19 protein-coding genes and 1 tRNA gene are annotated in these 24,739 nt (G+C 61.1%); 10 read left to right on the top strand and 10 right to left on the bottom strand.

What is annotated here, in order from left to right; all coding sequences use genetic code 11:
- Positions 1-41 precede the first annotated feature (41 nt).
- Together RCAS_RS17275 and RCAS_RS17270 are read right to left on the bottom strand one after the other, a co-directional pair.
- Positions 42-2,045: a hypothetical protein gene (locus RCAS_RS17275; protein WP_198135951.1), complete on the bottom strand. Its 2,004-nt coding sequence runs from the start codon at positions 2,043-2,045 to the stop codon at positions 42-44.
- On the bottom strand, positions 2,029-3,390 hold the full coding sequence (locus tag RCAS_RS17270; protein WP_012121818.1) for a cellulase family glycosylhydrolase: 1,362 nt from the start codon (positions 3,388-3,390) through the stop codon (positions 2,029-2,031). The genes RCAS_RS17275 and RCAS_RS17270 overlap by 17 nt, the downstream gene beginning before the upstream one ends.
- A 178-nt stretch (positions 3,391-3,568) precedes the next feature.
- Between RCAS_RS17270 and RCAS_RS17265 the strand changes: the two genes are divergently transcribed.
- The 3 genes from RCAS_RS17265 (at position 3,569) to RCAS_RS17255 (ending at position 5,799) form a co-directional block, all read left to right on the top strand.
- Positions 3,569-4,480: an NAD(P)-dependent oxidoreductase gene (locus tag RCAS_RS17265; RefSeq protein WP_012121817.1), complete on the top strand. Its 912-nt coding sequence runs from the start codon at positions 3,569-3,571 to the stop codon at positions 4,478-4,480.
- Positions 4,481-4,761: 281 nt separating this feature from the next.
- Positions 4,762-4,836, top strand: a tRNA-Cys gene (locus RCAS_RS17260).
- A gap of 534 nt (positions 4,837-5,370) precedes the next feature.
- Positions 5,371-5,799 carry a hypothetical protein gene (locus RCAS_RS17255; RefSeq protein WP_012121816.1) on the top strand — a complete coding sequence of 143 codons (429 nt, stop codon included), beginning with the start codon at positions 5,371-5,373 and terminating at the stop codon, positions 5,797-5,799.
- A 12-nt stretch (positions 5,800-5,811) separates the two neighbouring features.
- Here the strand turns inward: RCAS_RS17255 and RCAS_RS17250 are convergent, their stop codons facing one another.
- Positions 5,812-6,285, bottom strand: coding sequence for a zinc ribbon domain-containing protein (locus RCAS_RS17250; protein ID WP_232280054.1), 474 nt, complete (start codon positions 6,283-6,285; stop codon positions 5,812-5,814).
- A 57-nt stretch (positions 6,286-6,342) separates the two neighbouring features.
- Here RCAS_RS17250 and RCAS_RS17245 point away from each other — a divergent pair, with 57 nt between their 5' ends.
- The gene (locus RCAS_RS17245; protein WP_041331013.1) at positions 6,343-6,528 is read left to right on the top strand and encodes a hypothetical protein; all 186 of its coding nucleotides are present in this window, start codon (positions 6,343-6,345) and stop codon (positions 6,526-6,528) included.
- 28 nt (positions 6,529-6,556) lie between these two features.
- On the opposite strand, the gene RCAS_RS17240 is transcribed toward RCAS_RS17245, so the two are convergent.
- A complete protein-coding gene (locus RCAS_RS17240) occupies positions 6,557-8,029 on the bottom strand; it encodes a serine/threonine-protein kinase (protein WP_012121814.1) in 1,473 nt (490 codons plus the stop codon).
- 545 nt (positions 8,030-8,574) lie between these two features.
- On the bottom strand, positions 8,575-9,792 hold the full coding sequence (gene rlmD / locus RCAS_RS17230; RefSeq protein ID WP_012121813.1) for a 23S rRNA (uracil(1939)-C(5))-methyltransferase RlmD: 1,218 nt from the start codon (positions 9,790-9,792) through the stop codon (positions 8,575-8,577).
- A gap of 105 nt (positions 9,793-9,897) precedes the next feature.
- Here rlmD and RCAS_RS17225 point away from each other — a divergent pair, with 105 nt between their 5' ends.
- The 3 genes from RCAS_RS17225 (at position 9,898) to trxA (ending at position 13,824) form a co-directional block, all read left to right on the top strand.
- Entirely contained in the window at positions 9,898-10,380 is a 483-nt protein-coding gene (locus RCAS_RS17225; protein ID WP_012121812.1) for a zinc ribbon domain-containing protein, read from the top strand.
- A 473-nt stretch (positions 10,381-10,853) separates the two neighbouring features.
- The gene (locus RCAS_RS17220) at positions 10,854-12,968 is read left to right on the top strand and encodes an MGH1-like glycoside hydrolase domain-containing protein (protein WP_198135950.1); all 2,115 of its coding nucleotides are present in this window, start codon (positions 10,854-10,856) and stop codon (positions 12,966-12,968) included.
- Positions 12,969-13,044: 76 nt separating this feature from the next.
- On the top strand, positions 13,045-13,824 hold the full coding sequence (gene trxA, locus RCAS_RS26380; protein WP_012121810.1) for a thioredoxin: 780 nt from the start codon (positions 13,045-13,047) through the stop codon (positions 13,822-13,824).
- Between the two features lie 121 nt (positions 13,825-13,945).
- Here the strand turns inward: trxA and RCAS_RS17210 are convergent, their stop codons facing one another.
- Positions 13,946-15,484, bottom strand: a complete 1,539-nt coding sequence (locus RCAS_RS17210) for a long-chain-fatty-acid--CoA ligase (protein ID WP_012121809.1) — start codon at positions 15,482-15,484, stop codon at positions 13,946-13,948.
- Between the two features lie 183 nt (positions 15,485-15,667).
- Between RCAS_RS17210 and rpmG the strand changes: the two genes are divergently transcribed.
- From rpmG to RCAS_RS17195, 3 genes are all read left to right on the top strand, one after another.
- Positions 15,668-15,832: a 50S ribosomal protein L33 gene (gene rpmG, locus RCAS_RS17205; protein ID WP_012121808.1), complete on the top strand. Its 165-nt coding sequence runs from the start codon at positions 15,668-15,670 to the stop codon at positions 15,830-15,832.
- 88 nt (positions 15,833-15,920) lie between these two features.
- A complete protein-coding gene (locus RCAS_RS17200) occupies positions 15,921-17,477 on the top strand; it encodes a DUF4127 family protein (RefSeq protein ID WP_012121807.1) in 1,557 nt (518 codons plus the stop codon).
- Positions 17,474-18,367 (top strand): endonuclease III domain-containing protein, encoded by an 894-nt coding sequence (locus RCAS_RS17195; RefSeq protein WP_012121806.1) that lies wholly within the window; start codon positions 17,474-17,476, stop codon positions 18,365-18,367. The genes RCAS_RS17200 and RCAS_RS17195 overlap by 4 nt, the downstream gene beginning before the upstream one ends.
- Here RCAS_RS17195 and RCAS_RS17190 read toward each other — a convergent pair.
- The 4 genes from RCAS_RS17190 to RCAS_RS17175 all read right to left on the bottom strand — a co-directional run bounded on the left by RCAS_RS17190 (position 18,300) and on the right by RCAS_RS17175 (position 24,578).
- A complete protein-coding gene (locus tag RCAS_RS17190; protein ID WP_232280053.1) occupies positions 18,300-19,004 on the bottom strand; it encodes a hypothetical protein in 705 nt (234 codons plus the stop codon). The genes RCAS_RS17195 and RCAS_RS17190 overlap by 68 nt on opposite strands.
- 485 nt (positions 19,005-19,489) lie before the next feature.
- Positions 19,490-20,017: a histidine phosphatase family protein gene (locus tag RCAS_RS17185; protein ID WP_012121804.1), complete on the bottom strand. Its 528-nt coding sequence runs from the start codon at positions 20,015-20,017 to the stop codon at positions 19,490-19,492.
- A 6-nt stretch (positions 20,018-20,023) separates the two neighbouring features.
- Positions 20,024-21,385 carry a M14 family metallopeptidase gene (locus tag RCAS_RS17180; protein ID WP_012121803.1) on the bottom strand — a complete coding sequence of 454 codons (1,362 nt, stop codon included), beginning with the start codon at positions 21,383-21,385 and terminating at the stop codon, positions 20,024-20,026.
- Entirely contained in the window at positions 21,378-24,578 is a 3,201-nt protein-coding gene (locus RCAS_RS17175) for a DEAD/DEAH box helicase (protein WP_012121802.1), read from the bottom strand. The genes RCAS_RS17180 and RCAS_RS17175 overlap by 8 nt, the downstream gene beginning before the upstream one ends.
- Between the last annotated feature and the right edge of the window lie 161 nt (positions 24,579-24,739).

Raw genomic sequence — 24,739 nt, 5'->3', positions numbered from 1 at the left:
GCCATCCACCTGCGGGCGTTCCGGGTGGGCGCAGCGCGCCCCTACCTGTCACCTTTCCACCGGTAACCTTCACCCTTGAACACCATCCACATCCCCGCCACCCCTGCCGCTAGCGCTGTGCCGACCAATACTCCCGCCACCGCCGCCGCACGGAACGGACCAACGTCGCTCCGCAGCAGATACCCGATCCACAGATCGGTCGTGTGTCGGACGGTCGGAACGAAATACCACCCCCAGCGGTAGCGTGGGCTTGCCGGAGGTGGTTCAATGGCGGCATCGGCGAGGGGCAGGCGCACGCCGCGATCATCGACAGCCGCGATCTCATTGACCCGCAACCCAACCATTCGTTGCCGCTCGGTTCCCGGTATGGTCTGCGCAAATGGCTTCGCCCGCAAAACGAGCGGTTCACCCGGCGGAACCATCACCCGCACCATGCTTCCCTGACCGTCGCGCAGCGCCATCGGTCGTCCGGCGAGGTCGAGCATCGGATTTCCAGGCGGCGCACCGGCAGGACGGTCGTCGTTAATGCGGATGGTAAGGAGCGTCGGTCTGTCGCTGCGACAGGCGATGACCCCCTGGTCGCCGGTCATCCGCGGCAACATGGTAGTGCGCGCTTCCGCAAAGTAGAAACCATCGCCAAGGATGCACTGCCCGACGCCATACCGCGCCTGCCAGCGTTCTGCTGCGATCCGCCAGTGCGCCAGCAGTGGCGAGTGCGCCACATCGAAGTAGATGAGCCGGCGCGGGATGCCCATATTGAGATAGATCGCCGGATTGACAAGAACGCCTGCCAGTGCGTTGATCGTCCCGAATGTCAGGCTCACTCCGACAACAAGACGGGTTCCGACGGATCTGCCTGCGGTTGCGCGCTCGAATACCGGCGCCGCCAGCACCGCCAGCAGCGGCACGATCGGCAGCAACAGGCGCGGTCCCCAGACCCCGCCGCCGTCCCAGGCATGCCAGCGCGCATACAGGAACATATGCGCAATGACCAGACTCAGCAGCAGTGATGTCTCCAAACGCCAGCGCCGCCAGAGCAGCGGCGCCCCCGCCAGCGCCAGCAGCGCCACCGGCGCGTACAGGAACAGGCTCTTGCCGGGACTGAGCAACAACCCGGACAACCCGGTCAGCAGCGGTGTTGTAAATGCGCTCGCCTCATCGCTGTACCCGCTCGCCAGCGGTATGCCAAAGCGCGCCAGGTTGTAACCAACCACCAGCGCCACGCCGGGAACCAGACCCGAACTCCAGAGACCCACGTGCTCCGCCACAGTGCGCAACCGCTTGCCTGTGCCCGTGTATGCGCCGTTCTGATGAGATGAAAGGTGCGACCACGCAGCCATTCCCACATACAGCGCCACGAATGGCAACGCAATGGCGGCTGCAATGCGCGTTGCAATCAAAAGTCCCGTTGCCATTCCAGAAAGGAGCAGTGCGCGCCGGTCGCGCCGCACGCGAGCGGCATACGCCCGTTCCACCGCGCACAGCAACAGCAGACCAGTCAGCGGTTCGGAGAAGAAGGTGCGGGCATAGGGCCACGCCAGGCTTGCAACGCCAAACGCGGCGGCAGCCAGCCACGCGGCGCGTCTACCATACCCCAGGGCTACAACGAATGTGAACATCACAGCGCCGGTTGCGGCGGTCACGGGTGTATTCAGCAAACTGACGCCGAAACGGGTAAGATACTCGTAGACCTCGACCGGTGCGCCGGCGGCAAGGAATGCGCCCAGTGCGAAGAACGGCAGCGCCGCCAGTGATGACAGGATGCCATATGGAGACACCCTGCGCCCATCACGCCCCTCGCGTAGCGGCATCGGCACAAGATCGCCGTCCTCGATGGCGACATCGGCGCGGGTTGCGATTGCGCGCGTCACATAGTACATTGCCTCTTCGTCGGGAGAATAGAGATGGCCGCTCGCTGTCAGCAGGTAGAGCGCGAGCAGCAATAAAAATGCGGCGAGCGGAGCGGGGCGCTGCGCCGCGTTCTCGCCAGCCGACGAGTCGTACTGTGAGGTTGTTGGTTGGGCTGCCTCATTCACGGCGGGCATTATACTGCACAATGTACTGCTGGATCGCCCAATATGCCGGGCGCGGCGTGTAATCGGCGTTGATGATGCTGAACGACGCTTGTTCGTGCCAGGGTTCGCCATTGCGTGCGCGCAGCGGAGCAAAATTCAGGTTCCACAGGAACATCGCATCGACCCACGGATACCGCGCGGCGGTCCATTCCATCGCGCCTACGATGTACCGCGCCTGTTGCTCGTATGATACCTGGTTGCCGAACTCGAATCCCGGCGTGGTGTTGCGCGTCGCCCAACCAAATTCCGTAATCCATATCGGAATATCCGCCAGCCCATATTCTTCCATCAGGCGACGAATACGTTCCACATTGCGGAAGTAGAAGGTTGGATGCTCGGTCCATCCCTGCGCCTGGCTCGGCGCATCGGGCCAGAAGGTCTCCGGCGGGTTGGCGGAACCGCCGGGATGGACGCCGAGTGCATCGACATAATTCCGAATAATGCCGTTTTCATAGGCGAACATGGCACTGTAGTAGCGAATGTCGGAGATCGCAACGCCGGGGCTGTCAACCGCTGTCGAAGCCGGCGCGCCGCTGACCACGATGATCGTCGGATCGACGTCTTTGATGCGTTGGTATGCGACCTTGAGGATTTCGACATAATGCCGGGCATCGTCGGTCGAAACGTAGCCGCCATTTTCGTATGCGAGGTTCTGTTCATTCCAGATCTGGATAGCGTGAATGCGTCCTTTGTACCGCTGCGCCAGCGCCGCCACGAAGTTTCCCAACGTCTCGGGGTTTTCCGGCAATCCGTCGCTGCCGCTGCGCCCGTAAAAATGTGGTGACCGGACGATGGAGATCATCAGGTTCAGACCACGCGCGTTGACGTCGGCGATCAGCGCGTCGAGTTCTGCGCCCCAAGCGTAGAAGCCAGGCGGACCTTCCTGGTCCTTCCAGTGGATCTGCTGACGAATCCAGCCAAAACCCGCATCCTTCGCCAGGCGCAACGGCGTGGCACGGTCGGTCCAGAATAGATGGGCGTGTACGCCGAACTGCAATCGCCGGACACGCAGCGGATGTGGCATACCCCCTGGACCGAACGGTTGCAGCGTTGGAGGAATCGGGGTCGGCAGCGGTGTGGGAATGGATTGCAGTGTTGGTGAAGGTGTCACATTCGCACGTGAGAAGACCGGCATACGCTCTGGCGTAACCTGTTTCGGCAATGGCGCCTGACTCCAGATGGCCGCAGTCGGAACAGCCCCATCTGGCAGTGGTGCAGTCACGACCACCGGGGTTGCAACGCATGCCGTGAGCAATGAGAACGCCAGCGACGTTACACAGATTGTGATGAGGACGACGCGCGTGAACGAAGCCATGCTGACACTCCTGCACACGAAACGAACATCAGACTACTGATTACTGTAGCCAGACGCGACTATTGCGACAATCCCCGCAGATAACATCAACGTTACGCAACGGTGGAAGTCTCCTGAAAAGTGCGTGATACAATGGCGTGCAACAGGTTCCGCACTGAACGAGCAGAGGGAAGAGCGTATGGAGCAGCGTGAACGCGTTGGGTTCATCGGTCTGGGCATCATGGGGCGTGGCATGGCGCGCAATATTCTTAAGGCGGGATTTCCGTTGCGGGTATGGAACCGCACTGCCAGTCGCATGGCCGAACTGGCAGCGGAGGGCGCCGGACCAGCCAGCAGCCCCGGCGATCTGGCATTCCACAGCGACATCATCATCACCTGCGTGAGCGACACCCCCGATGTCGAGCAGGTCATTTTGGGCGAAGGCGGCGTTATCCACGGCGCGCGCCCCGGCTCGCTGGTGATCGACATGAGCACCATCAGCCCGCGCGCAACTCAGCGCATTGCGACGCAACTGGCGGAACGCCACATCCACATGCTCGATGCGCCGATCAGCGGCGGCTCAGAAGGCGCTGAACGCGGCACACTCAGCATCATGGTCGGCGGTGATGCCGCACAGTTCGAACGGGCATTGCCGGTCTTTCAGGCGATGGGTAAAACCATCACCCATCTTGGTCCGATTGGCGCCGGGCAGACGACCAAACTGGTCAATCAGATTCTGGTGGTGGGGCATGCCCTGGCGATGAGTGAGGCGCTTCTCTTTGCGCAGGCTGGCGGCGTAGACTTGCGCAAGGCGCTCGAAGCGGTTGCGGGCGGCGCGGCAGGCAGCTGGATGTTGAGCAACCGTGGACCACAGATCCTGGCGCGCGATTGGCGACCCGGCTTTACGATCGATCTCCAGCAGAAAGATATCCGGCTGGTCTTGCAGGAAGCCGACCGTCTTGGCGTGCCGCTGCCCGGAACAGCATTGATCCACCAGCTCTACCGCACGTTGCAGGCGCGTGGGCTTGGGCATGAAGGCAACCATGCGCTGATCAAGGCGCTGGAAAACCTGGCGGGGATCGAAGTAGGGGTCTGGAGCGAGGGAGCATAAGTGACCGTTGGGCATGGGCAACATTGCGTGACCCATGCGCAATGGCATTCCGGTACACACGCCGGGCGGCGGACAGATTCCGGGCGCTCGTGTGGAACGCCGGGCACGGCGTGGTTGGCTGCGCAGGCGCCGCGCCCGCTGCGCAACCGGAGGGCTGAACGCACGCCGCCGCCGCTCCCCGGTGAGTCCCGCGTTTGCGGGGCTTTGTGTCCTCCGTGCGAGCGCTGTGCCGTATGATCCCTTTGACAGTGACCGCCAGCTATGCTAGAATCGGATCAGTCGGCGACGTAGCCAAGTGGTAAGGCAGGGGTCTGCAAAACCCCCATTCACCGGTTCGAATCCGGTCGTCGCCTCCACAACAGGCTGGCACTGGTCAGCGTAACACAATCCGCTCTCATTCATACCACGCGCGCTGTTCAGCCACCGAAAGCGCGCGAAGGCGGCGACGTTACAGTAGCGGGCGCACGATGTTTGCCTGTATTGGTCTGGTCGCCCCTTCCCAATCACAAAAACAGCAGGAAGCTACGAGGCTTGGACGCCAATGGCACGCAGGTTCGCGCCTGTCTATCGGTGTGATTTGTTGTGCTGATTGTACGGGTGTGTCGGCAATATGTCATCCGATCACCTCCATCGGAGCGTACCATACGCTGAACGCTCATGGCAGAATATCATCGAATTGTGAATATACTGTCACACAATCGTTCATGTCAGGAGCAACAACCCCTGCTATCATGGAAGCGGGGTCGCCGGGAAGCGACCCGCGTCAGTGGTTATCACCTGTCGTGGCGTGGCTGCTGTCACGACTCAAGAGGGCGGATGTCGTCTCGCAATGGTGCGTACACTGACAATCGCGCACAGGCGCGACCGCTCCTGGAAAGGATGCATCGGCTATGGGAACGCCTCTCGATATCGACCTGGACGCGCTGGATGTTCCAGAACTCGAACGCCTGCGCGACGCCATCAACCGGCGTATTCTGCAAAAGCGGCGCACCAAGGGTCTGACGCTGCCGGAATTGCTGCGTCTCTTCGAGGAAACGAAAGCGGTGCTCGCTGAGCATCACCTGGAGTGGCGCTCGCTCGAACGCTGGCAGTGGATGGATGGCGAGATCAAATTCTGGCTCAACCCGGTCGACCAGGAGTCCTATCGCGCAGGGTGGTATTCAATCGATGATCTGATTGCGTGGGTGTACAACGAGGGACCGATCGTCATTCACCCCAAGACGGAAGACGACGACGACCTCGACGATGAATGGGACACGCGGAATAATGTGGCGATCCGCTGGCTGCCCGACAGCGAAACGCACACGGTGTCGAACTGATTTCGCGCACGCTCATCCTACCCGCAGGCCGCAGTTTGGGCAGAAAACAGCGGTCTGCGGCATTTGAAAACCGCATGAAGGGCAGACCTTCCCTCCAGCGACCGGTTGCAGCGGCGGTGGTTCAGGCGCTGGCGGGCGTGGCGGCTCGATGCTCACGGGAACATGCTGCGCACGGGGTGTGGGCGCCGGTTCGATGAAGACCTGCCCCTGTGTATGGCGCAACTCTTCTTCTTTCAACGTCAGACTCGCCTGCAATGCTTCAATCTCGCGTAGCAGCGCTGCCAGCGTCGGCGACTGAATGGCGCCGGCTTTGAGCAGTTCAATCGCCCGATCGCCAAACTCCAGTCGCTTGGCGTCGACCTGGCGGCGAAGATTACTGATCTCACCCTGAATAGCAGTCACCCGTTGAAACTTTTCCGCCTCAAAGCGGGCGCGATCAACTCCTTCGGCAAGCTTTCGGCTCAATTCGTCGAGAAAACCCATCATCCACCCCCTGTTTTTCCTGTATCATACAGGAACGTCTTGTGTGAAAAAAGAGGTTCCATGTCAGATCGACCTGAACGGCGCGTCACGCGCGGATGTATCGGCATTGTCATTGTGGCGCTGAGTGCGCTTTTCGTCAATGCCTGGCAGACTGGTTGGAGTACGGTGACCATCGCGCTGATTGCGGTTCTGGTGGCGGCAATTGTTGCCGCTATTGCTATCAACGTTGTCGAACGCAGACGGTGAACGTTCTGCCATTTCTCCGGGCAAAAACCTATGGTGTGGCAGGCACAAGAATAAACCCGCTGATCGAGGCGCGATACTTGGTCCCATTCTCATCCTCGGCAATCTTCTGCGGTTCGCCGCCGATGTACGACAACGGCACGCTGGTGTGGATCTGCGCCTGCGGTCCAAACTGTTCCTGAACAGCGCGCGTATATGCAAGAACAAACGCCTGCCGGACATCGCCTCCTGGCGGTACGACTACCTCGATATTTTCGACCGTGAACGGCTGCTGAATCAGACGTTGCGGCGTTGGTGTCGCCAGCGCCGGGATCGACCGAATGGTGCGCACGGTCCAATCGGGAAACGCCAGCGCAACGGTCGCCGCCAGCAGCGCGATGACCACCAGCGCAAAGAGCACAGCGCCCCATCTTGTCGATTGATGCTTCTTTTGCCGTGCTGCCGGTTTTTGTGCTGGTGCGGCTGCCGGAGCGGATGGCGATCCTGTCGGAGTGACCCGACTGGTCGGCGGCGCTGTGGATTGGGGCGCCGCCGGACCTGCTGATGCCGCAACAGGCTGCGGTGTCACCGGTGCAGCAACCTGCGCAGGCGCCGGAAGCGCCTGCGTTGCCGGAACGACGCGCACCTGCGCGGGCGCGCGTTCTGGCAGCAGCGCGCGGCGAAACTCTGCCACGCTTCGATAGCGTTCCTCCGGCTTCATCTTCAACGCCTTCATAATCGCATCAGACGTGCGCTTGGAGACGTTCGGACGCAACGCATAGACCGGCGGGAACGAAAAGGGCGGCTCATCGCGCGGGTCGCGTCCGGTGAGCATATGGTGCAGGGTCGCACCGAGCGAAAAGATGTCCGACTCAGGTGTGGCGATACCCTGATACTGCTCCGGCGGCGCATAGCCAGGAGTGCCGATCTGCGTGCCGCGCTGCGATGGTTGCAACGCTTTCGCAATGCCAAAATCGATCAGTTTGACGTTGCCGTCCGGCTCGATCATGATATTCGACGGCTTAATGTCGCGAAAAATGATCGGCGGCTTCTGCTGGTGGAGATACTCCAGCACGTCGCAGATCTGATCCGCCCAGCGCAAAGCGCGCTCTTCGGGAATGAATCGCTCGCGCCGGATGATGTCTTCCAGGTCGGACCCGCGCACGAAGTCCATCGCCAGGTAGTGATACCCCTCATCCTTGAAGTCGGCGTAGACGCGGGGAATACGCGGATGCCGCAGGCGCTCCAGGATTTTCGCCTCCGCCTCGAAGCGCGCGATGGCTTCGTCGCGTTCGCGCGGGTCGGTGAAACGATCCAGCATCTGCTTGATCGCATAGGTGCGACCATCATCGCCAATCGCCTCAAAGACTGCCCCCTGCCCACCTTCTTTGATGACGCGCGTAATATAGTAGCGCGGACCGGCGTTATTCAGGATGACGTCGTGCCCGCAATGCTGGCAGAACCGTGCGCGCCGGAGATTCGGCTTGTGGCATTTGGGGCAGAGAATCTGCTGGACATCGGTCATATGCGGACCTGCGACACGCGCGCCGGGCATCATAAGAGCCTTACTGGTAGGGTAGCATACCTGCGCGGAAACGGCAACCGATCCTACCACGTAGTACGCGCCGGAGCGCCCTGGAGTTGCGGTCAGGGGGCGAGACAAGGTTCTGCGCCGGCGCGCGGTGGGAGCGGGCACACGGATCGCCACGGATCGGGACGGATGGGCACGGATGGGGCGGGCAGGCGTTCCCGGCGCTCGGTTTCCGGTTCTGCGCCGGCGCGCGGTGGGAGCGGGCACACGGATCGCCACGGATCGGGACGGATGCGCGCGGATGGGGCGGGCAGGCGTTCCCGGCGCTCGGTTTCCGGTTCTGCGCCGGCGCGCGGTGGGAGCGGGCACACGGATCGCCACGGATCGGGACGGATGCGCGCGGATGGGGCGGGCAGGGCGTTCCCGGTTCCGCGCCGGCGCGCGGTGAGCAATAGAACACGGATCGCCACGGATCGGGACGGATGCGCGCGGATGGGGCGGGCAGGCGTTTCCGGTTCTCAGTTCTCAGTTCTCAGTTCTCATATAACATCAAGCACCGCCAGCGCCTCCAGATGCGGCGTCTGTGGAAACATGTCGTACCCCTGGAGCAACACCAGACGATACCCTGATTGCAGCGCGCGGATGTCGTCACGCTGCGTTAGCGGATTGCACGAGACATACACGATCCGCCGGGGGCGCAATCGCAGCAACTCGCGACAGACCTCAGGACCCAGACCGGTGCGCGGCGGATCGGCGACAACCACATCGAATGCGCCGGTCGTCTGTGCGCGAAGCGCATCGGCGACATCCGCTTCGATCACGGCGATATGCTCAAACCCGGCGCGCACGCTGTTCTCGCGCGCCAGGCGCACACTCTCGCCAGATGACTCGATACAGACAATTCGATCCGCATGCCTGGCAATATGAAGCGCAATGGCGCCGACCCCACTGTATAGATCGGCGATTGCGCCTGCATGCCCGCATGCGGCGACTGCGTCGCGCACCGCCTCGAGCAGCGGCATCAGCAGCCAGACATTGTTCTGAAAGAAGGTATTGGGACCGATTTCGAGCGTGTGCGCCCCAACACGCATTGGCAACGTTGCGCGCCCCCAGTGACGCACCGGCTCGCCAAACGATACGTCGGTGCGGGTGGCGTTGATCAGCCAATGGACGCCCAGCACACCCGGATGTTCAAGGGCTGCCAGCGCCACACGCTCAACTTTTTCGGCAGAGACCTTTTCTTCTTCGGGCGCGGCGGTAACCAGCGCCAGCAGCAGTTCATCGTCGGGGCTGCGCCGCACGACCACATACCGCAGAAAACCGGCATGGGTCTTCAGATTGTAGTCGGGCAACCCCAGCGCCATTGCGTGCTCGTACACAGCGCGCGCGGCAGTGAAGGCATGCGTTGGGATGAGATGGCACTCATGCAGGTCGATGATGTAGTTGAACCTGCCGCCACGCCGCAGACCAAATCGCTCCTTGCTCGCCACAAAATCCATGCGTGTGCGATAGGCAAACGGGTTCGGCGAAGCGACGACATCGAGCGTATCGATACAATTGTCTGGCAGGTCATCGCTCCAGAGGCTGCAAAGCGCCGCGCGTTTTGCTGCCACCTGAGCCGGGTAGTCGTGATCTTGAAAGACGCATCCGCCGCACTGACCCTGCGGTGGCGCATGTGGGCAACGCGGCGTAGTCGTCTCGCCTGCCCGCGCTGCCTCAATAATCTGCTGGCGAAAGTGTTTATTTGAAATAGCCATCAGAACTCCGCAAACGAGCGCCCCTGCAACCCCGACCGGATTGAGTGCGTATTATAGCAAGAGACAAGGCTCTGAACACATCCGCGCGTCTGGAAGGATACTTCGATGACTGACACTACTGTTGTCTGCCCACGCTGCAACGCCAGCGTTCCGGCTGATGCGCAATACTGCATTGACTGCGGCGCGCCAATGAACAATTTGGTCATCGAACAGGCGCCTGCCACCGGACCGACGGTTCAATTGCCGACGCGCCCTGCCGCTCCCACACCCGCGCCGGTTCCTGCGCCACAGCCGCATGCGCCGCAGACAGAATGGTTCGACGACCTGATGCTTCCGCTGCTGCTGATCACCGGCGCAGTGGCGATGGTCATTCTGCCAAAGATTATCGTGTTCGTTGTGATTGCCGTTGGAGTTGTCGGACTGTTGCTCACCGTCCTGCGCAGCATTGCCGCGCGCAGAATGGTTGCGGCAGCAGCCCTGGCAGTCGCCGTTGGGTTCTTCTTCAGTCGCCGACTGTTCTGGGCGCCGCTGATCATCGCACTGATTGCTATGTTGGTCGCCAACAAGCGTAGGAGACGCACTTGGTGACGTGTAGGTCAAGCGACCTGCGTCTGTGAGACGATGCGCCACTGCCAGGAAGCCTGCCTTGCAGGCGCCAGGTGGGAGTGGGCCCACGGATCGGCGCGAATCGCGACGGATGCGCGCGGATGGGTGGCGCAAGAGCGCCTGGCGCTCGATGCTCGGTTTCGCGCAGGCGCCAGGTGGGAGTGGGCCCACGGATCGGCGCGAATCGCGACGGATGCGCGCGGATGGGATGGATGTATACGGATTGGACAAGGAATCCCACTCAGCGATCCGTCCCCATCCGTCTCGATCCGTGGTCATCCGTGTGCTATCATCCATCCACCTCGTCTCGATCCGTGGTCATCCGTGTGCTCCATCAGGCAGAGCATAGGACACGGATGCGCGCGGATGGGTGGCGCAAGAGCGCCTGGCGCTCGATGCTCGGTTCTTGGTTCTCAGTTCTTGGTTCTCAGTTCTTGGTGTGCTATACTGGCGCCATGCCATTTCCAGTTGACGACTACACGCCGCACGGATATCTGAATACGCCGACGCACACGCGCAACCTCTCGCCGCGCGGGGTGCTGCGCTCGTATGGCGCGGGGTTTCGCTGGCACTATCCGGCGCACGCGGGCATGTATGGCGGTCGACGCGAGACCTACCGCGCCGGATTTCGCTTCGCGCTGGGAGGAGCGCTTGAACTGTCCGAGTTCGATGTTGTCTCCAGTCCCTACCATTCGATGAACCTCTTCACGCTCGACCTGTCGCACGGCGGCGCGACGCTCCATGCCACCTTCCACCTGGTCGGCGAGCATGCCCTCTGCGCATCGGCGACGGTGCAGGGTGAAGCGCGTGTTGCCGTAGTCGTCGAGTACACGCGCACTGTGGCTGCCAGTGGCGAATGGGGCGAGTCTGGGTTGGTCGGTCGGATCGTCGATGGCGACCTGGTGCTCCAAAGTTTTGAGGATGGCGATGCGTTCGTGGTGCATGCCTCGCAGCCGCTTGCCGACATTGGCATAACGCCCGATCCGGCGCTTGCCGCTGCCTGGGCGGCAGCGCAGGCGCCAGGGTTGCCGGGCGAAGGGTTTGTGACCGTCACCGGGCAGCGTGGCGAAACGGTGGCGCTCTTTGCTACACTGGGATTTGCGATGCCGTGTGAACAGATCGACCTGTATATGACGCGCGGCAAGACGTTGCGCATGGCGCAGCATCGGCAACGCGCCGCGCGTCGCACGGCAGCAGCCGACCGCGCGCGCAAGCAGGCGGAGGATGACGCATTCTGGGCGCGTGCGCCGATTCTGGAAGGGGACTGGCCCGATCACTGGCGACGCGGGCTGGTCTACGACCTCGAAACGTTGCGCATGATGGTGCGCGCGCCTGCCGGCATTTACCGCCATATTTGGGATGCGATGCAAATCCAGGCGCCGCGCGTCGTCCTCGCCGAGGCGGCAATCGATGCGCTCTTGCTCGCCTATGCCGATCCGGCGCTGGCACAGCATCTGCTTCTGGGGACATTCGTTGACGCGCCTGAACCAAACGTGCCCTGTTCACGCGAAGATGGCAGCTACAACATGGTCGCTGCCGATGGTACAGTGTGTGGCACTGCGCCAGAATGGGGCTATCCCTGGCTCGTGCTGGACTGGCTCGCCAACCTGCGCCCCAACCGCGAGTGGCTGGCGAACATTTACCCGGCATTGACCACTTATCTGCACTGGTGGCTGGAGAACCGGCGCGATGCGGACGGCTGGCTGGTTTACGCCTGTAGCTGGGAGTCAGGGCAGGACGACTCGCCGCGATTTGGCGAACAACCGCTTGGCGGCGGTCATCCGGTGCGCCACGTGCGCCCTGTCGATCTTCAGGCCGCCTTCGCCCATGCCTGCCTGATCATGAACAACATCGCCAGAGAGCTTGGACGCGCCACCGATTCCCACGAGTGGCTGGCGCTCGCCGAGGAGTATGTGACGCGCACCGATGCGCTGTGGCAGGACGCATTCAACCGCTATGCCGATTACGACACGCGCGCTGGCGGTCCGACCGGAGTGGATGATGTGATGTTGCTGGCGCCGGTGGCGTTGGGTGTCGCGCGACCGGAGCGGCATAATGCGCTTCGTTCGGCGATTGCCCAGATCGACCCTGATATATTGACGTGGCCTATGTTCGCCTGGACGGCGACTGAAGCCGCGTTGCGCGCCGGCTTGACCGATCACGCGGCGGAACTGGCTGCGGCAGTGATTGATCGGGCATACACGTTCTGGGATGCGCATCAGGCGCATCCCGACCGCACATTGCCGGGGGTGGCGTGCGAGTACTGGCCCCTCGACGGGCGGTGCGGCGGCGAAGGGTATGGTTGGGGCGCATTGACCACTCACCTGTTGCTCCATGTGCTGGTCGGATTGACGCCAGAGCGTGAGCAACTCATCATTCGCCCCGATCTGCCGCCTTCCTGGCGCATCGACGGACGCATGTACGGCGTTCGTCTGCACTGGCGCCATGCGCCTTTGCGCGTTTTCATCGAAGCTCATCCCGATAGCGCGGTAGTCACCATCAACAGTCAACGGGTCGAGGTTGCGTGGGGAGAAGAAGCGGCATTTCCGTGGGAATTAATATCCTGCTAATGCGTTGCTACCACAAAACCAACATCAGCGGAGTAGAGTCACATCAGCGTGTACAATCACACTGATGAGGACTGCCATGACATTTTCAACACCTGTCCGCACAAGCGAGCAAAGCATCGACCGCGTGCTGCGTGCGGGTTTGCCGGTGCTGCTGATCTTCGACCGCAAAGAATGCCCGACCTGTCAGCGACTCGATCCAACACTCGAACGGTTGGCGTCGATCTTTGCCGGGCGCGCGCTGCTGGCACGGGTAGATGCCGACGATAATCCGGCGTTGGCGCAACAATACGGCATTACTGCACTTCCCGGTCTGATTTTTGTGAAGAATGGCGCACCCATTGCGCGAACAAGCGGCGTTGTTGCTGAGGAAGCGCTGCGCGCATGGTTGACACATCTGACCGATGGCGGCGCACCGCCGCCCCTGCCGCAAGGTCCGAGCGTGCCGCTGACGCGCCAGGCGTCGCGCCCGATGCCTGAACCCTCGGCAACACGCCAGGAAGTAGCGGAACGTGCCACGCGATCGAAACCGATCACGCTCACTGATGCGACATTCGATCAGGTTGTCGGCGCTAGCCATCAACCGGTGCTGGTCGACTTTTGGGCGCCATGGTGTGGTCCGTGCCGCGCGGTGGCGCCGGTAGTCGAACGGTTGGCGCAGGAATTTGCCGGACGCGCAGTGGTTGCCAAACTGAACGTGGATGAAAACCCGCGCACGGCGCAGCGGTTTGGCATCAGGAGCATCCCATCGCTCCACATTTTCAAAGATGGGCGCGTCGTGGAACGTCTGATCGGCGCCCAACCCTATCCGGTGTTGCGTCAGGCGCTGGAGCGGCATGCTGGAGGCGTTACAGCATGATCCATTATGGACGCATGCCGTCGTATTCATCGCGGCGCGACGGCGCGGTCGCGCCCCAATCGGCGCGGCGCCGTCGCACCGGTGATGCACACTGCGGAGAGGGCAAGGCAGCGCCTCGCCTCTATGCAGTCACTTCGATCTGACGCAATTCGCGCTTGAGGATTTTGCCGGTCGCCGTCTTGGGCAACGTCTCGCGGATTTCGACGATGCGCGGATACTTGTAGGCAGCCAGGCGTTCCTTACAGTACTCAATAATCTCTGTCTCGGTTGCCGTATGCCCTGGCTTCAGGGCGACAACCGCCTTGACCTCCTCGCCAAGCGCCTGATCGGGAACGCCAATGACGGCCGCTTCGGCGATGGCTGGATGCCCGTAGAGCACCTCTTCGATCTCGCGCGGATAGACATTGAACCCGCCGCGGATGATCATATCCTTCACGCGATCCTTGATGAAGAAGAAACCGTCATCGTCACGATAGGCTATGTCGCCGCTGTGGAACCAGCCATTGCGAATCGCATCAGCAGTTGCGTCGGGACGCTTGTAGTACCCCTTCATCACATTGTGCCCACGAATGACAATCTCACCAAGTTCGCCGTTGGGAACCTCGCGCCCCTGGTCATCCACCACGCGCATCTCAATGCCCCAGATCGGCACGCCGATCGACCCCGGCTTTGGCTCGCGGTCGAGATGATTGAACGACGCCACCGGAGAAGTTTCGGAGAGACCGTACCCTTCGAGGATGGTGACATTGTATTTACGGTTGAAGGCATGCATCACTTCGACCGGCATCGCTGCGCCGCCTGAGACGCAGAACTTAAGCGCCGACAGATCATACTGATCTGCGCCGGGGAAATTGAGCAGATAGAAATACATCGTCGGCACGCCGGCGAAATACGTCACCCGGTCGCGCGCCATCACTTCGAGCGCCTTCTGCGGTTCGAAGCGCGGCAGCATGGTGATGGCGCCGCCGGCGTAGATCAGACTGTTCATCACACACGTCTGTCCAAAACTGTGAAACAATGGCAGTACCGCCAGCCCCACCGTTTCTGACGAGACATTCAGCAACTTATCGGTGCAGATCGTGGCATTCAAGAACATGTTGGCATGGGTCAGTTCCGCGCCCTTGGGGCGACCCGTCGTGCCGCTGGTGTAGAGAATAACCGCCGTATCGTCCGGCATGGTCTGGACCGTATCGAATACCGGAGCGTGTTCGGCGAGGAGACTGCCGAGCGGAATCGCGCCATCGGGGAGTGTCGCCGTGGAACCCGGCGCCTGCGCGACGATCAGGTGACGGCAGGTTTTGACCGCGTGAAAGCCGGACGCGGCTTCATCGAGGAATCCTTCCCAGACGATCAGTGCGACCGAGTCGCTGTCTTCCAGATGATACCGAACCTCATCGCGCTTGAATAGCACATTGAGCGGCACAACCGTCGCGCCAGCCTTGAGAATGCCGAAATAGCACATCGGGAAGTGTGGCGTGTTGGGGATCATCATCGCCACTTTGTCGCCAGGGCGCACGCCGAGATTTGCCAGACCGTTGGCAATTTTGTTGGCGGCGCCGTTTAGTTCGGCATAGTTCAGGCGAATGCTGTCGAGGATGACAGCAGTCTTTCCGGGCATCCGGCGCGCGCTCTCCTCCAGAATAATGGCGAGATTCAGCATCGAGTCCCTCCTTTGGTGAACATCAACGTCCGATTCATTTGAGCGCAGAGCGGGGAGTTGGTGCAATTATACGGGTTGTTAACCGATGCTGTCAATCACTTCTCTTGCCAACCCCGGCGCTTACTGCTACAATACCAGAAGATGGTATACGATAGCAGATGAACCTCGAAGCAGGGACGAACTATGGCAAGTAAGAAAGGCAACCGGATTATTATCAAAATGCGCAGCACCGAGAGCGCACATACCTATACGACGACGAAGAATCGCAAGAACGATCCCAACCGGCTCGAACTGCGCCGCTACGATCCAACCCTGCGCCGGCACGTCCTCTACCGCGAAACCAAGTAATTGCGTGTTGTTGCGCCTCGAAGCCGCATGATGGCTGTCATCGTGCGGTTTCTTGTTATCCATCCACGCCAGGGGAGATGCCGACGTCATGAAGGTTGGTTTGCTTCCGCTCGATGAGCGGCCCGTCAATACCCGATATCCGGCGATGATTGCCGCCATCGCCGGAGTCGAACTGGTGCTGCCGCCTGACGATCTGCTGAGCCATTTCCGCGAACCGGCGCGCTGTGATGATCTCGCGTCCTGGTTGCACGCCATCGCCCCCGCGCTCGATGCGTTGATCGTCGATGTTGAAATGCTGGCGTTTGGCGGATTGATCGCCTCTCGCATCAGCGATGATCCGCCAGGGATGGCGTTAAGCCGCCTGGATATGTTGCGCGCTATCAAGAACGAACTGCCCGATCTGCCCATCCTGGCGTTCAATGTGATTACGCGCATATCTAATGCTGATGACAGCACCGAAGAACCACACTATTGGGCTACCTATGGTACGCGCCTGTACCGCCTCTCGCAACTGCTCGACCGCGCGGTGCAGGGTGAGCCGTTGACCGATGAGATTGCTGCGCTGCGCGCCGAGATTCCTCCCGAAGCACTGCGCGATATGCTGCGTCGCCGGTTGCGCAACCATATGGTCAACCTGGCGTCGCTCCACTTGCTCGACGCAGGCGCCATCGATCTTCTGGTTCTCAGTTCCGACGATACCAGCCCATTTGGGTTGGGATCACGCGAAAAACGCTGGCTGGCGAGTTGGGCGGATCTGCTGGCGCTCGGACGGCATCACCCAACGATTGATGGGCAGGAGCAGGGCGCGCGTGCAGCAGGCATCCTGCTCATGTACCCCGGCGCCGATGAAGTGGGATGTGCGCTGCTGGCGCGGATCATCAATCAGCATGTCGGGCGCGCGCCGCGCATTGCGCCAATCTATGCCATTCCCGGCGGTGAGGAGATCGTCGCTCCCTACGAAGATGGTCCTGTCCGCTTAACGGTCGAACGGCAGATCCACGCCATTGGCGGCACGGTGGCGACTGCCGACGCCGCTCCTGACCTGTGGCTGGCGGTCAATACCCCTTCTCCGCGTCGCACTGAGTGGGACGAAACGTTTGCAGCGGAAGAGCGTGAGGAGCGGTACAATCATCTCGATGCGCTCGTTGATCGCGTGAGCGAACTTCAGGAGAGCGGGCAACAGGTGATTGTGGCGGACGTGGCCTACCCCAATGGCGCCGATCCGGTGTTGATGGAGTTGCTCATCGAGAAGGTCGATCTTGCACGACTCGCCGGGTTTGGCGCCTGGAACACTGCTGGCAATACGATTGGCACGGCGCTGGCGCAGGGGTGTGCCGCGCTCCTGGCAACAACCCCGGCGCAACGGATCGCCCATCTGCGCTTTCTGCTCCACCGTTTTGTCGAGGATTGGGGATATCAGCATGTGGTGCGCCGCGCTGCGCGTGTTATGCTCGAACGCACCGCCGGTACGCGCGAACCGGATGATACGATGCTTGGGGCGATCTGCCGCTGGATCGAAACCCACCTGAACGCGCGTATTGGCGCGCTTCCCGGATTCGCCGGGCGCTGGCGCATCACGCCGGGAAGCACGCGCCTGCCCTGGTGTCGCTTGTTTGAAGTGGATTTCGCGCTGGAGATGGTGTGACCGGCGTTGATGCACTGGGGGAGCGGTTACTTGCATGCTTTGCCGCTCTCGACGAACACTTCGGGCATGAACCACACTGGTGGCCCGTCATCAGCGATGATCCGCCGTTCGAGGTGCTGGTCGGCGCCGTTCTCGTTCAGCAAACACGCTGGGAAACGGTCGAGGCGGCGATTGTCCGCCTGCGCGACGCAGGGTTGATGTCACCGTCGGCACTGGCTGCTGCCCGTCCTGACAGGCTCGCTGCGCTGATCCGCCCCTGCGCCTTTCATGCCCAAAAAGCCACCGGTTTGCACGCCATCTGTGGTGCGATCGTGCAGCAGTACGATTGCACCACAACCCGTTTGCTTTCTGGCGAGCGCGCAGAGGTGCGTGCGCGTCTTCTGGCGCTGCCGCGCATTGGGCGCGAGACCGCTGATACGGTCATGCTCTACGGCGGTGGTCATCCCGTGTTTGTGGTCGATGCCTATGCGCGACGGTTGTTTGCGCGTCTCGATCTCGTGCCGGGGTTCGATTTCCTTCGCGCACCGTATGTGGCGGTGCAGCATCTGATCGAGCGTGCGTTGTCGCCGTTTCTTCCGGCTCTTGCGACCATCGCCGGCGAACCCTTTCATGTGCATCGCGCGGTGGAAACGAACGGCAACGGCGCATTCTTCTTTGCTCACTTTCACGCACTGATCATCGAAGCATGCGTCCATCATTGCCTGGCGCGCAACCCGCGCTGTGATCGACCCGGTGGACAACGCGCCTTTATCGACCGGCGTAAATGTGCAAATCACTGTCTGATGTGCGATGGATGCCCGCTCCGTCGGCGGTGCGCCACATTCAACGGAACAGCGACAGCGCATCCTGACGCTGCTGCGCCAGAGCGCGTTCGATCTGATCGCGCGTAACCCATCGCCGCCGCAAGAGGATTTCGCCGAGCGTTTCGCGCCTGCCGATCCGTCGCAGGTAGATTTGTTCGGTCAGCGCCTGTTCGAGACGTTCTGGCGGCAATCCGTTGGCAATCAGGTACTCGCCCAGCGCGCGCGGCGCTCCGTCATTCTCGACTCGCTGCTGAATCTGCACCATCAATGCGCGCGCCAGAGTCTCCGGCGTCACTTTGCCGCGCGCGACGGCGATATCGCCGAACATCATCTGCTCGCCCCGCCGCCGGATTGCTGCCTGTTCCTCCAGGAGCCATTCCAGTTCCTGCGGTGTGATCGCACCCATTTGCACAAGAATGGACCCCAGGGTTGGCGATGCATCCATCTGCTTAAACAGGCGCGGCTTGTGCCCTATCAACGCGCGCCGCGCGCGCGCCGCGCGCAATGCTCCTGCTGCTTCGGCATCGCCCGGATCAATATTGAGACGCTGTTCCAGATACGCGATCTCCAGTTCGACATCGTCCGGCGCGAGGGCGCTTGCGCGCGCCAGGCAATCAAGCCGGTGCGCCGGAACGGTCACCAACTTCGCCAGCGCCAGCCATGCATCGACGCAACGATGACCAGCGGCGAGGTGGTTGCGCAACGCATGGAAGTCGTGGCGCATGGCGGCAACAGTGGGGCAGGGGCGGGGACAGCGTATGTCATTCATAGGGGTGTGTGAGCGTGTGTCATGTCGAGCAGTGCATACTGTCGGGCAGTACAAGGCTCTTCATCTGAAGATCGTGACAAATGGAGCGTTTTCTCGAAAAATCAGGGAACGCTGCCATTATCGCCGTGTACGCACCGTTCTACTATTATATGTCGTATTGTACGATAATGCCAGAGAAGTGACAAGAACTTGATCTGATACCAATTCCCTGTGACCATCCGGCATGGTCACCCCGATCAGCGCGCGGGGTCGTGCGCGACCCGCTTAGATTCCTCGCTGCGCTCGGAATGACCAGTCGCTGCGCTCGGAATGATAAGTCGCTGCGCTCGGAATGACAAGTATGCGGCATCTTCAATCGTCATTGGTATGAGGGGTCGGGGTTGGAGTATTCATGGGGGGCGTCCCTACGCCCCTACGCCGTGCACCGCTCATCTCGCCATTCAACTTTCGGTGGCTCTTCCAGGATAAAACGCCAGCGACCAGCGCCAGCCGTGTTCGGTGCGAACTCCATGCCAGATGCCCGCCGTTGGTGTGTGATTCCCATAGTCGTAGCGATGCCCGCTCAAATCGATGCGATCATTCGTTGTATGCTGGAGAGCGGCAAGAATGCAACTGCCATGAGTGACGAGCGCGACGCGCTGCAACGATGTATCGTCAAGTTGATCGATCAGCCCGGCGATACGGGCGCGCACTTCTGGATGTGTTTCCCCCGGCGCCACCTCACGTAAGGTCTCGATCAGGGTCGGTTCCAATCCAATGAGTTGCCCAATGGTGGTAGCGGTAACACTGGCGCGGGTGAACGGTGACGAGAGCAACCGCTCGATACCGCGCTCGCGCAGCCAGTGCCCCGCCTGCACCGCTTCCTCCTCGCCGCGCAGCGTCAACGGCGGTCCTGGCAAAACGGCATAGGGCAGACCAGTCGCACGATCCGGTTCGGCGTGGCGGATCAAAAACAGTTCAGTCAACATACAGAATCACCTCACCTGATGCGCCGCTGTCGGCGCAAGCGATCGTTCCCGCACCAGGAATGCCCATCCGAGCGGGGCAAGCGACACGTTGCCATCGTCGTTAAGGATCAACACGGCGCGCTCGAAGACCTGTTGCGCGCGCTGCTGACCGTTGGCGGCGTATGCCACCTTTTCGTCGCTCAGTGGGAAGCCGAATGTGTGCAACCCGCCGTAACGTTCCCAGTATGCGGCGAACGCGCCACGGATCGCATAGGGTGTTTCGGTGAAACGGCGGCATCCGGGAGGCGTGCAATCATTGCGTAGCGCTGCACCAACGGGCGGCGAGCAGGTGCGCCCAAGCGGCGTCACCTGAACCAGGTACGGCGTGTCTGCCCATTCGGGATGCAACTCCAACACGGCGCGCTCGAATATCTGGCGTATCACGCCCTCCTCAACGACCGCCGGCATCAGCGGAGGACCGAACAGGTCGTCGCCGCCATGCATCTTCCAGAAGCGCCAGAGGATTGCCGGTACGACGATGCCATGCTCGACGTGATCTTCCGGCGCGGGGAGCAGTTTTTCTGCGGCCGCCAGCACCGCCTGAATTCCTGCCAGGTTTTGTGCGAACTCCGGCTCTGTTCCGGTGAGCAGTTCGGGAATGATCGCCGCGATCCCCAGACTGGCTGCCCAATCGTGCATGCCGCCGGTGATGATGTACTGTTCCCAGACGCGGGTGTAGCGGTAGCCGCTGGCGGTGGCATAGGTTTGTGCCATCTCGATGGATGGCGCATGGTCACAGAACGCGGGAAACACGTTGCCGGCCGCTGAGTGCAGGAAGATCGCCCCCCAGGCGTCGAGCAGAAAACTGCGCACCAGGCGACTCTCGACCTCCGAGTCGGGGTAGGGTCCGCCGGTGTCGGACACGATGCCATACGCGCCGAATACGGTCACACGCCAGTCGTTGTCGGGACATGCGTCGAAATTGGTGTTCATGTTGCGATTAAGATCGACGCCGCGCGCGTTGAACCGCGTACCGAGCGCCAATCCATCGGGGTTGATGGTGGGGATGATGTAGAGGCGTACGGCAGGCGGAACCTCGTGCGGATTGGCGCGAAAATGGTCGGCAAGCATGGTTGCCAGCGTATGCGTATTGGCTTCTGGCGCGCCATGCGTATTGCCGATGATCACCAGTTTGATCGGTCCATTGCCGATGCGCAGCGCTGTGATCGGGCGACCCTGCGCCGAAGTGCCGAGGGTCAGGTCCTCCACGGTCGGTTGGCGCACCGGCGCGGCATGGAGTGGCGCAGCAAAAAAGATGAGCAGGAGCAAGAGGAGCGAACGTTGCACGTTGCACGTTGCACGTCGAACGTTATACCGTCCTTCACTCAAACAACGCCTCCACGTCCTCACGGGTAAGTGATTTGAGCATGCTGGCATCGGCAGTGATCAGTTGTGCAACAAGTTCGCGTTTGCGCTGCTGGAGGCTCAGGATTTTCTCCTCGACGGAGTTGCGGGTAATGAGTTTGTAGACGAAGATCGGCTTCTCCTGACCAATACGATGGGTGCGGTCGGTTGCTTGCATTTCGACCGCAGGATTCCACCAGGGGTCAACGTGAATGACATAATCTGCGGCAGTCAGATTCAGCCCGACACCGCCGGCTTTCAGGCTAATCAGGAAGAATGGCAGGGTCTCATCGTTCTGGAAACGATCCACCTCCTGCTGGCGCTGATGGGTCTGTCCATCGAGGTAGGCATACCGGATGGATCGCGTATCGAGCGCTTCGCGGATAAGGTGCAGCATCTGGACGAACTGTGAGAAGATCAGCGCTTTGTGCCCTTCGGCGTTCAGGGTTTCGAGCGTTTCAAGGAGCAGTTCGAACTTGCCCGACGAGCCGCGGAAACTGGCGTCGACCAGTCGGGGATGGTTGCAAATCTGGCGCAGGCGCAACAGCCCTTCGAGCACCTTTATGCGCGCCTTGTTGATCCCTTCGTTATCGATCAATCCCAGCAGCAACGCGCGATAGTAGTCGCGCTGTTTGATATACAGACGACGCTGCGCCGGTTCCATGTCGGTTTCGATCAACCGTTCGCTGCGCGGTGGCAATTCTGGCGCCACCTGATCCTTCGTGCGACGCAGGATGAAAGGATAGACCACTTTGCGCAGCAACCGTGCTGTCTCCTGGTCCTGCTTCTTTTCGATAGAGGTGACGAACGCCTCCCGAAAATAGTCCAGATTGCCGAGCAATCCAGGGTTGAGGAACGCGAACTGGCTCCAGAGTTCGAGCGCCGAGTTTTCGACCGGCGTGCCGGTGAGCGCCAGACGACGTTCGGCGTTGATCAGGCGCGCCGCTTTCGAGGTTTCCGCCAGCGGATTTTTGATCGCCTGCGACTCGTCGAGGATGGCGTAGCGAAAGCGATAGCGCCGCAACAACCGGATGTCGCGCAGCATCGTGGAATAGGTGGTCAACACCAGGTCGTAGCGGTCGAACAGCGCCGGATCATCGCTGCGGTCGGTATCGTGGTGGACGTAGACGCGCAGATCGGGCGTGAAAGTCGCGGCTTCGCGCGCCCAATTGAACAACAGCGAGCGCGGCATCACAATCAGGCTGGCGGCTCCATCGGGGTTGCGCTCTTCGAGCGATTGCAGAAACGCCAGCGTACAGACCGTCTTACCGGTGCCCATGTCGTCTGCCAGACATCCGCCGAAGCCATACTCATTGAGGAAGTGAAGCCACTCATAGGCGGCGCGCTGATAGGGGCGCAGTTCGCCGCGAAAACCGAGCGGCAGCGGTTGCGTCGGGATGTGATCGAACGACCGCAGGCGCTCGCGGCGCCGCTCGAATTCCGCATCGACATGCGCGTGGTCGGCGTCGGCGAGCACCTGATCGATGAGGGTCAGGTGTCCGTGCGCCAGGCGCACGCCGTGATCGGTTTCGTTGCCAAGAGCGAACAGGTGACGATAGCGTTCGATCCACTCGTCGGGAATGGCGCCGAGCGTGCCGTCCGCCAGTTTCAGAAACTTCTCGCGGCGACGAATGGCACGGCGCACCTCCTTCAGGGGAACCTCAAGGTCGCCAAAGCGAATGATCGCCTCAAGATCGAACCAATCGATGCCGGAACTGATGCGGAACGAAATCTGCGGGCGGTTACGGTTGATCCGCGCGGTGGTCATCTGGTCTTCGCCAAAAATCTCGAACCCGCGCTGTATCAGCAACGGAATGTGGTGCAGCAGAAAATCGAGAGGATGCACTGCCTTGCGCAGTTCGAAGCACCCGATGTCGGCGACCTTTTTTAGCCCATATGCTGCGGTTCCGAGGTCGCGCAGGATGGCTGCTTCCTCTTCGACGCGGCGCCGGATGCGCACCAGGGTCGTGGTTCCCGGAAGCCGTCGAATGATGTGCTGGAGAGGCGATTTTTCTGCCGGCGCCTCATAATCGGCATAGGCAAAACGCAGTTGGGCGCGTAGGGTTCCGTCCGCTTCACTCAGATAGACGCGAGGCGTTGGCGCGACATCGATCTCCTCCCGATGCAAGAGATCGCCATTCAGCGGCACGTTCTCCGCCAGCGGCAGCAGATACCGCTCGAAGAACTCTTCCTGTTCATTCGGCGGGATGGTCAGGTCCGGGTGCATGATCAGCGTCGTCGTCGCGTCGCTGGCGTTGTGCACCGGCAGCAACAGGTCGCCGATGATCACCCAGAGGGGTTTTTGCAGCAAGATGTCCGTATCGCGCGGGTCGAGCGCAATGCGCTCGCCAGCAATATTCAACAGCGTCCGAATGCGGAGCGTACCCCTGTCGTCCTGCCTGATGTCCATCTCGACTGATGCCGACTCGGTCCGCACCTGCACCTGTGATTGCAGCGGATCGTCCTGATCGCCAAGGTAGACCAGTTGATCGGCGAGCAACGCGAGCACCGGCTCATAGGCGACGCTCTGGTCGTAAGCATAGGAATACGGCGCGCTGCTGGCTGCGACAATCGCCATATTGGCGGCATTGACCGTTTCGGCAGACACGGAGGGATAGGAAATGCGATTGATGCGCGAACGGATCGGGCGCGCCTCGCGTGATAGATTCAGCGACGCAATGGCAGATGCAAGCGCTCTGGGATCGCGCAGCGCCTCAGATGGCACGTGACGGTCCGACAGAGCGTAGGGGACGATTGACCAACCGACGTTTGCGCGTTGCAAACTGAACACGATAGCGGCGTGATGAATGACGGGTGAGCGCTGCGGTTGTGCTTCGACCACCTTGCCGATTACCGCGCGCCAGAGGCTTGGAGGGTGTGTGATCAGGTGATCGCGCAGCGCCATCAATGCCGCCACGCGGTGACGGCAGAGCGACCAATAGTGGCGCTGCGGGCAGGTGCAACCGACATAGATCTGGCGGTTGTGCAAGCGAATAATCACCTGATGCGCCACCCCTGGCGACTCAAAGACGCGGATCTGTGCCGTGTGCGTATCGACTTGATCAATAGTCACCTGCCCGTGCTCGACGTAGCGTTGCCCTTGCTGAACAACGGCGCGCGGGACTGACAAAAAGAGATGATCGATATTCAAGACATCAGCGGAGAGCACATTCAACATTGGCGGCGTTTTCTGCTTCCGGCATCATAGATCAGCGCATATACGACAAGGTGACGTACCCGGAAGGGGAGGCAGAGAGTGACATCGATAGCGCTCGTGGATATGTATTATAGCACAGTGCTTTCTCACCGGACTCTTATCCGCAAAGAAACTCCGCAAAC

Source organism: Roseiflexus castenholzii DSM 13941 (genome assembly GCF_000017805.1).
GTDB classification, from domain to species: domain Bacteria; phylum Chloroflexota; class Chloroflexia; order Chloroflexales; family Roseiflexaceae; genus Roseiflexus; species Roseiflexus castenholzii.
This window is presented reverse-complemented; position numbering and strand designations above follow the sequence as displayed.

Coding starts and splice junctions, on each gene's coding strand:
- RCAS_RS17245 (WP_041331013.1), top strand. CDS start 6,343: ATGTCAGATCGACCTGAACGGCGCGTCACGCGCGGATGTATCGGCATT.
- RCAS_RS17275 (WP_198135951.1), bottom strand. CDS start 2,045: ATGCCCGCCGTGAATGAGGCAGCCCAACCAACAACCTCACAGTACGAC.
- RCAS_RS17225 (WP_012121812.1), top strand. CDS start 9,898: ATGACTGACACTACTGTTGTCTGCCCACGCTGCAACGCCAGCGTTCCG.
- RCAS_RS17270 (WP_012121818.1), bottom strand. CDS start 3,390: ATGGCTTCGTTCACGCGCGTCGTCCTCATCACAATCTGTGTAACGTCG.
- RCAS_RS17190 (WP_232280053.1), bottom strand. CDS start 19,004: ATGCGCCACGACTTCCATGCGTTGCGCAACCACCTCGCCGCTGGTCAT.
- RCAS_RS17255 (WP_012121816.1), top strand. CDS start 5,371: ATGGGAACGCCTCTCGATATCGACCTGGACGCGCTGGATGTTCCAGAA.
- RCAS_RS17220 (WP_198135950.1), top strand. CDS start 10,854: ATGCCATTTCCAGTTGACGACTACACGCCGCACGGATATCTGAATACG.
- rpmG (WP_012121808.1), top strand. CDS start 15,668: ATGGCAAGTAAGAAAGGCAACCGGATTATTATCAAAATGCGCAGCACC.
- RCAS_RS17200 (WP_012121807.1), top strand. CDS start 15,921: ATGAAGGTTGGTTTGCTTCCGCTCGATGAGCGGCCCGTCAATACCCGA.
- trxA (WP_012121810.1), top strand. CDS start 13,045: ATGACATTTTCAACACCTGTCCGCACAAGCGAGCAAAGCATCGACCGC.
- RCAS_RS17250 (WP_232280054.1), bottom strand. CDS start 6,285: ATGATGGGTTTTCTCGACGAATTGAGCCGAAAGCTTGCCGAAGGAGTT.
- RCAS_RS17175 (WP_012121802.1), bottom strand. CDS start 24,578: ATGTTGAATGTGCTCTCCGCTGATGTCTTGAATATCGATCATCTCTTT.
- RCAS_RS17210 (WP_012121809.1), bottom strand. CDS start 15,484: ATGCTGAATCTCGCCATTATTCTGGAGGAGAGCGCGCGCCGGATGCCC.
- RCAS_RS17240 (WP_012121814.1), bottom strand. CDS start 8,029: ATGACCGATGTCCAGCAGATTCTCTGCCCCAAATGCCACAAGCCGAAT.
- RCAS_RS17265 (WP_012121817.1), top strand. CDS start 3,569: ATGGAGCAGCGTGAACGCGTTGGGTTCATCGGTCTGGGCATCATGGGG.
- RCAS_RS17185 (WP_012121804.1), bottom strand. CDS start 20,017: ATGTTGACTGAACTGTTTTTGATCCGCCACGCCGAACCGGATCGTGCG.
- rlmD (WP_012121813.1), bottom strand. CDS start 9,792: ATGGCTATTTCAAATAAACACTTTCGCCAGCAGATTATTGAGGCAGCG.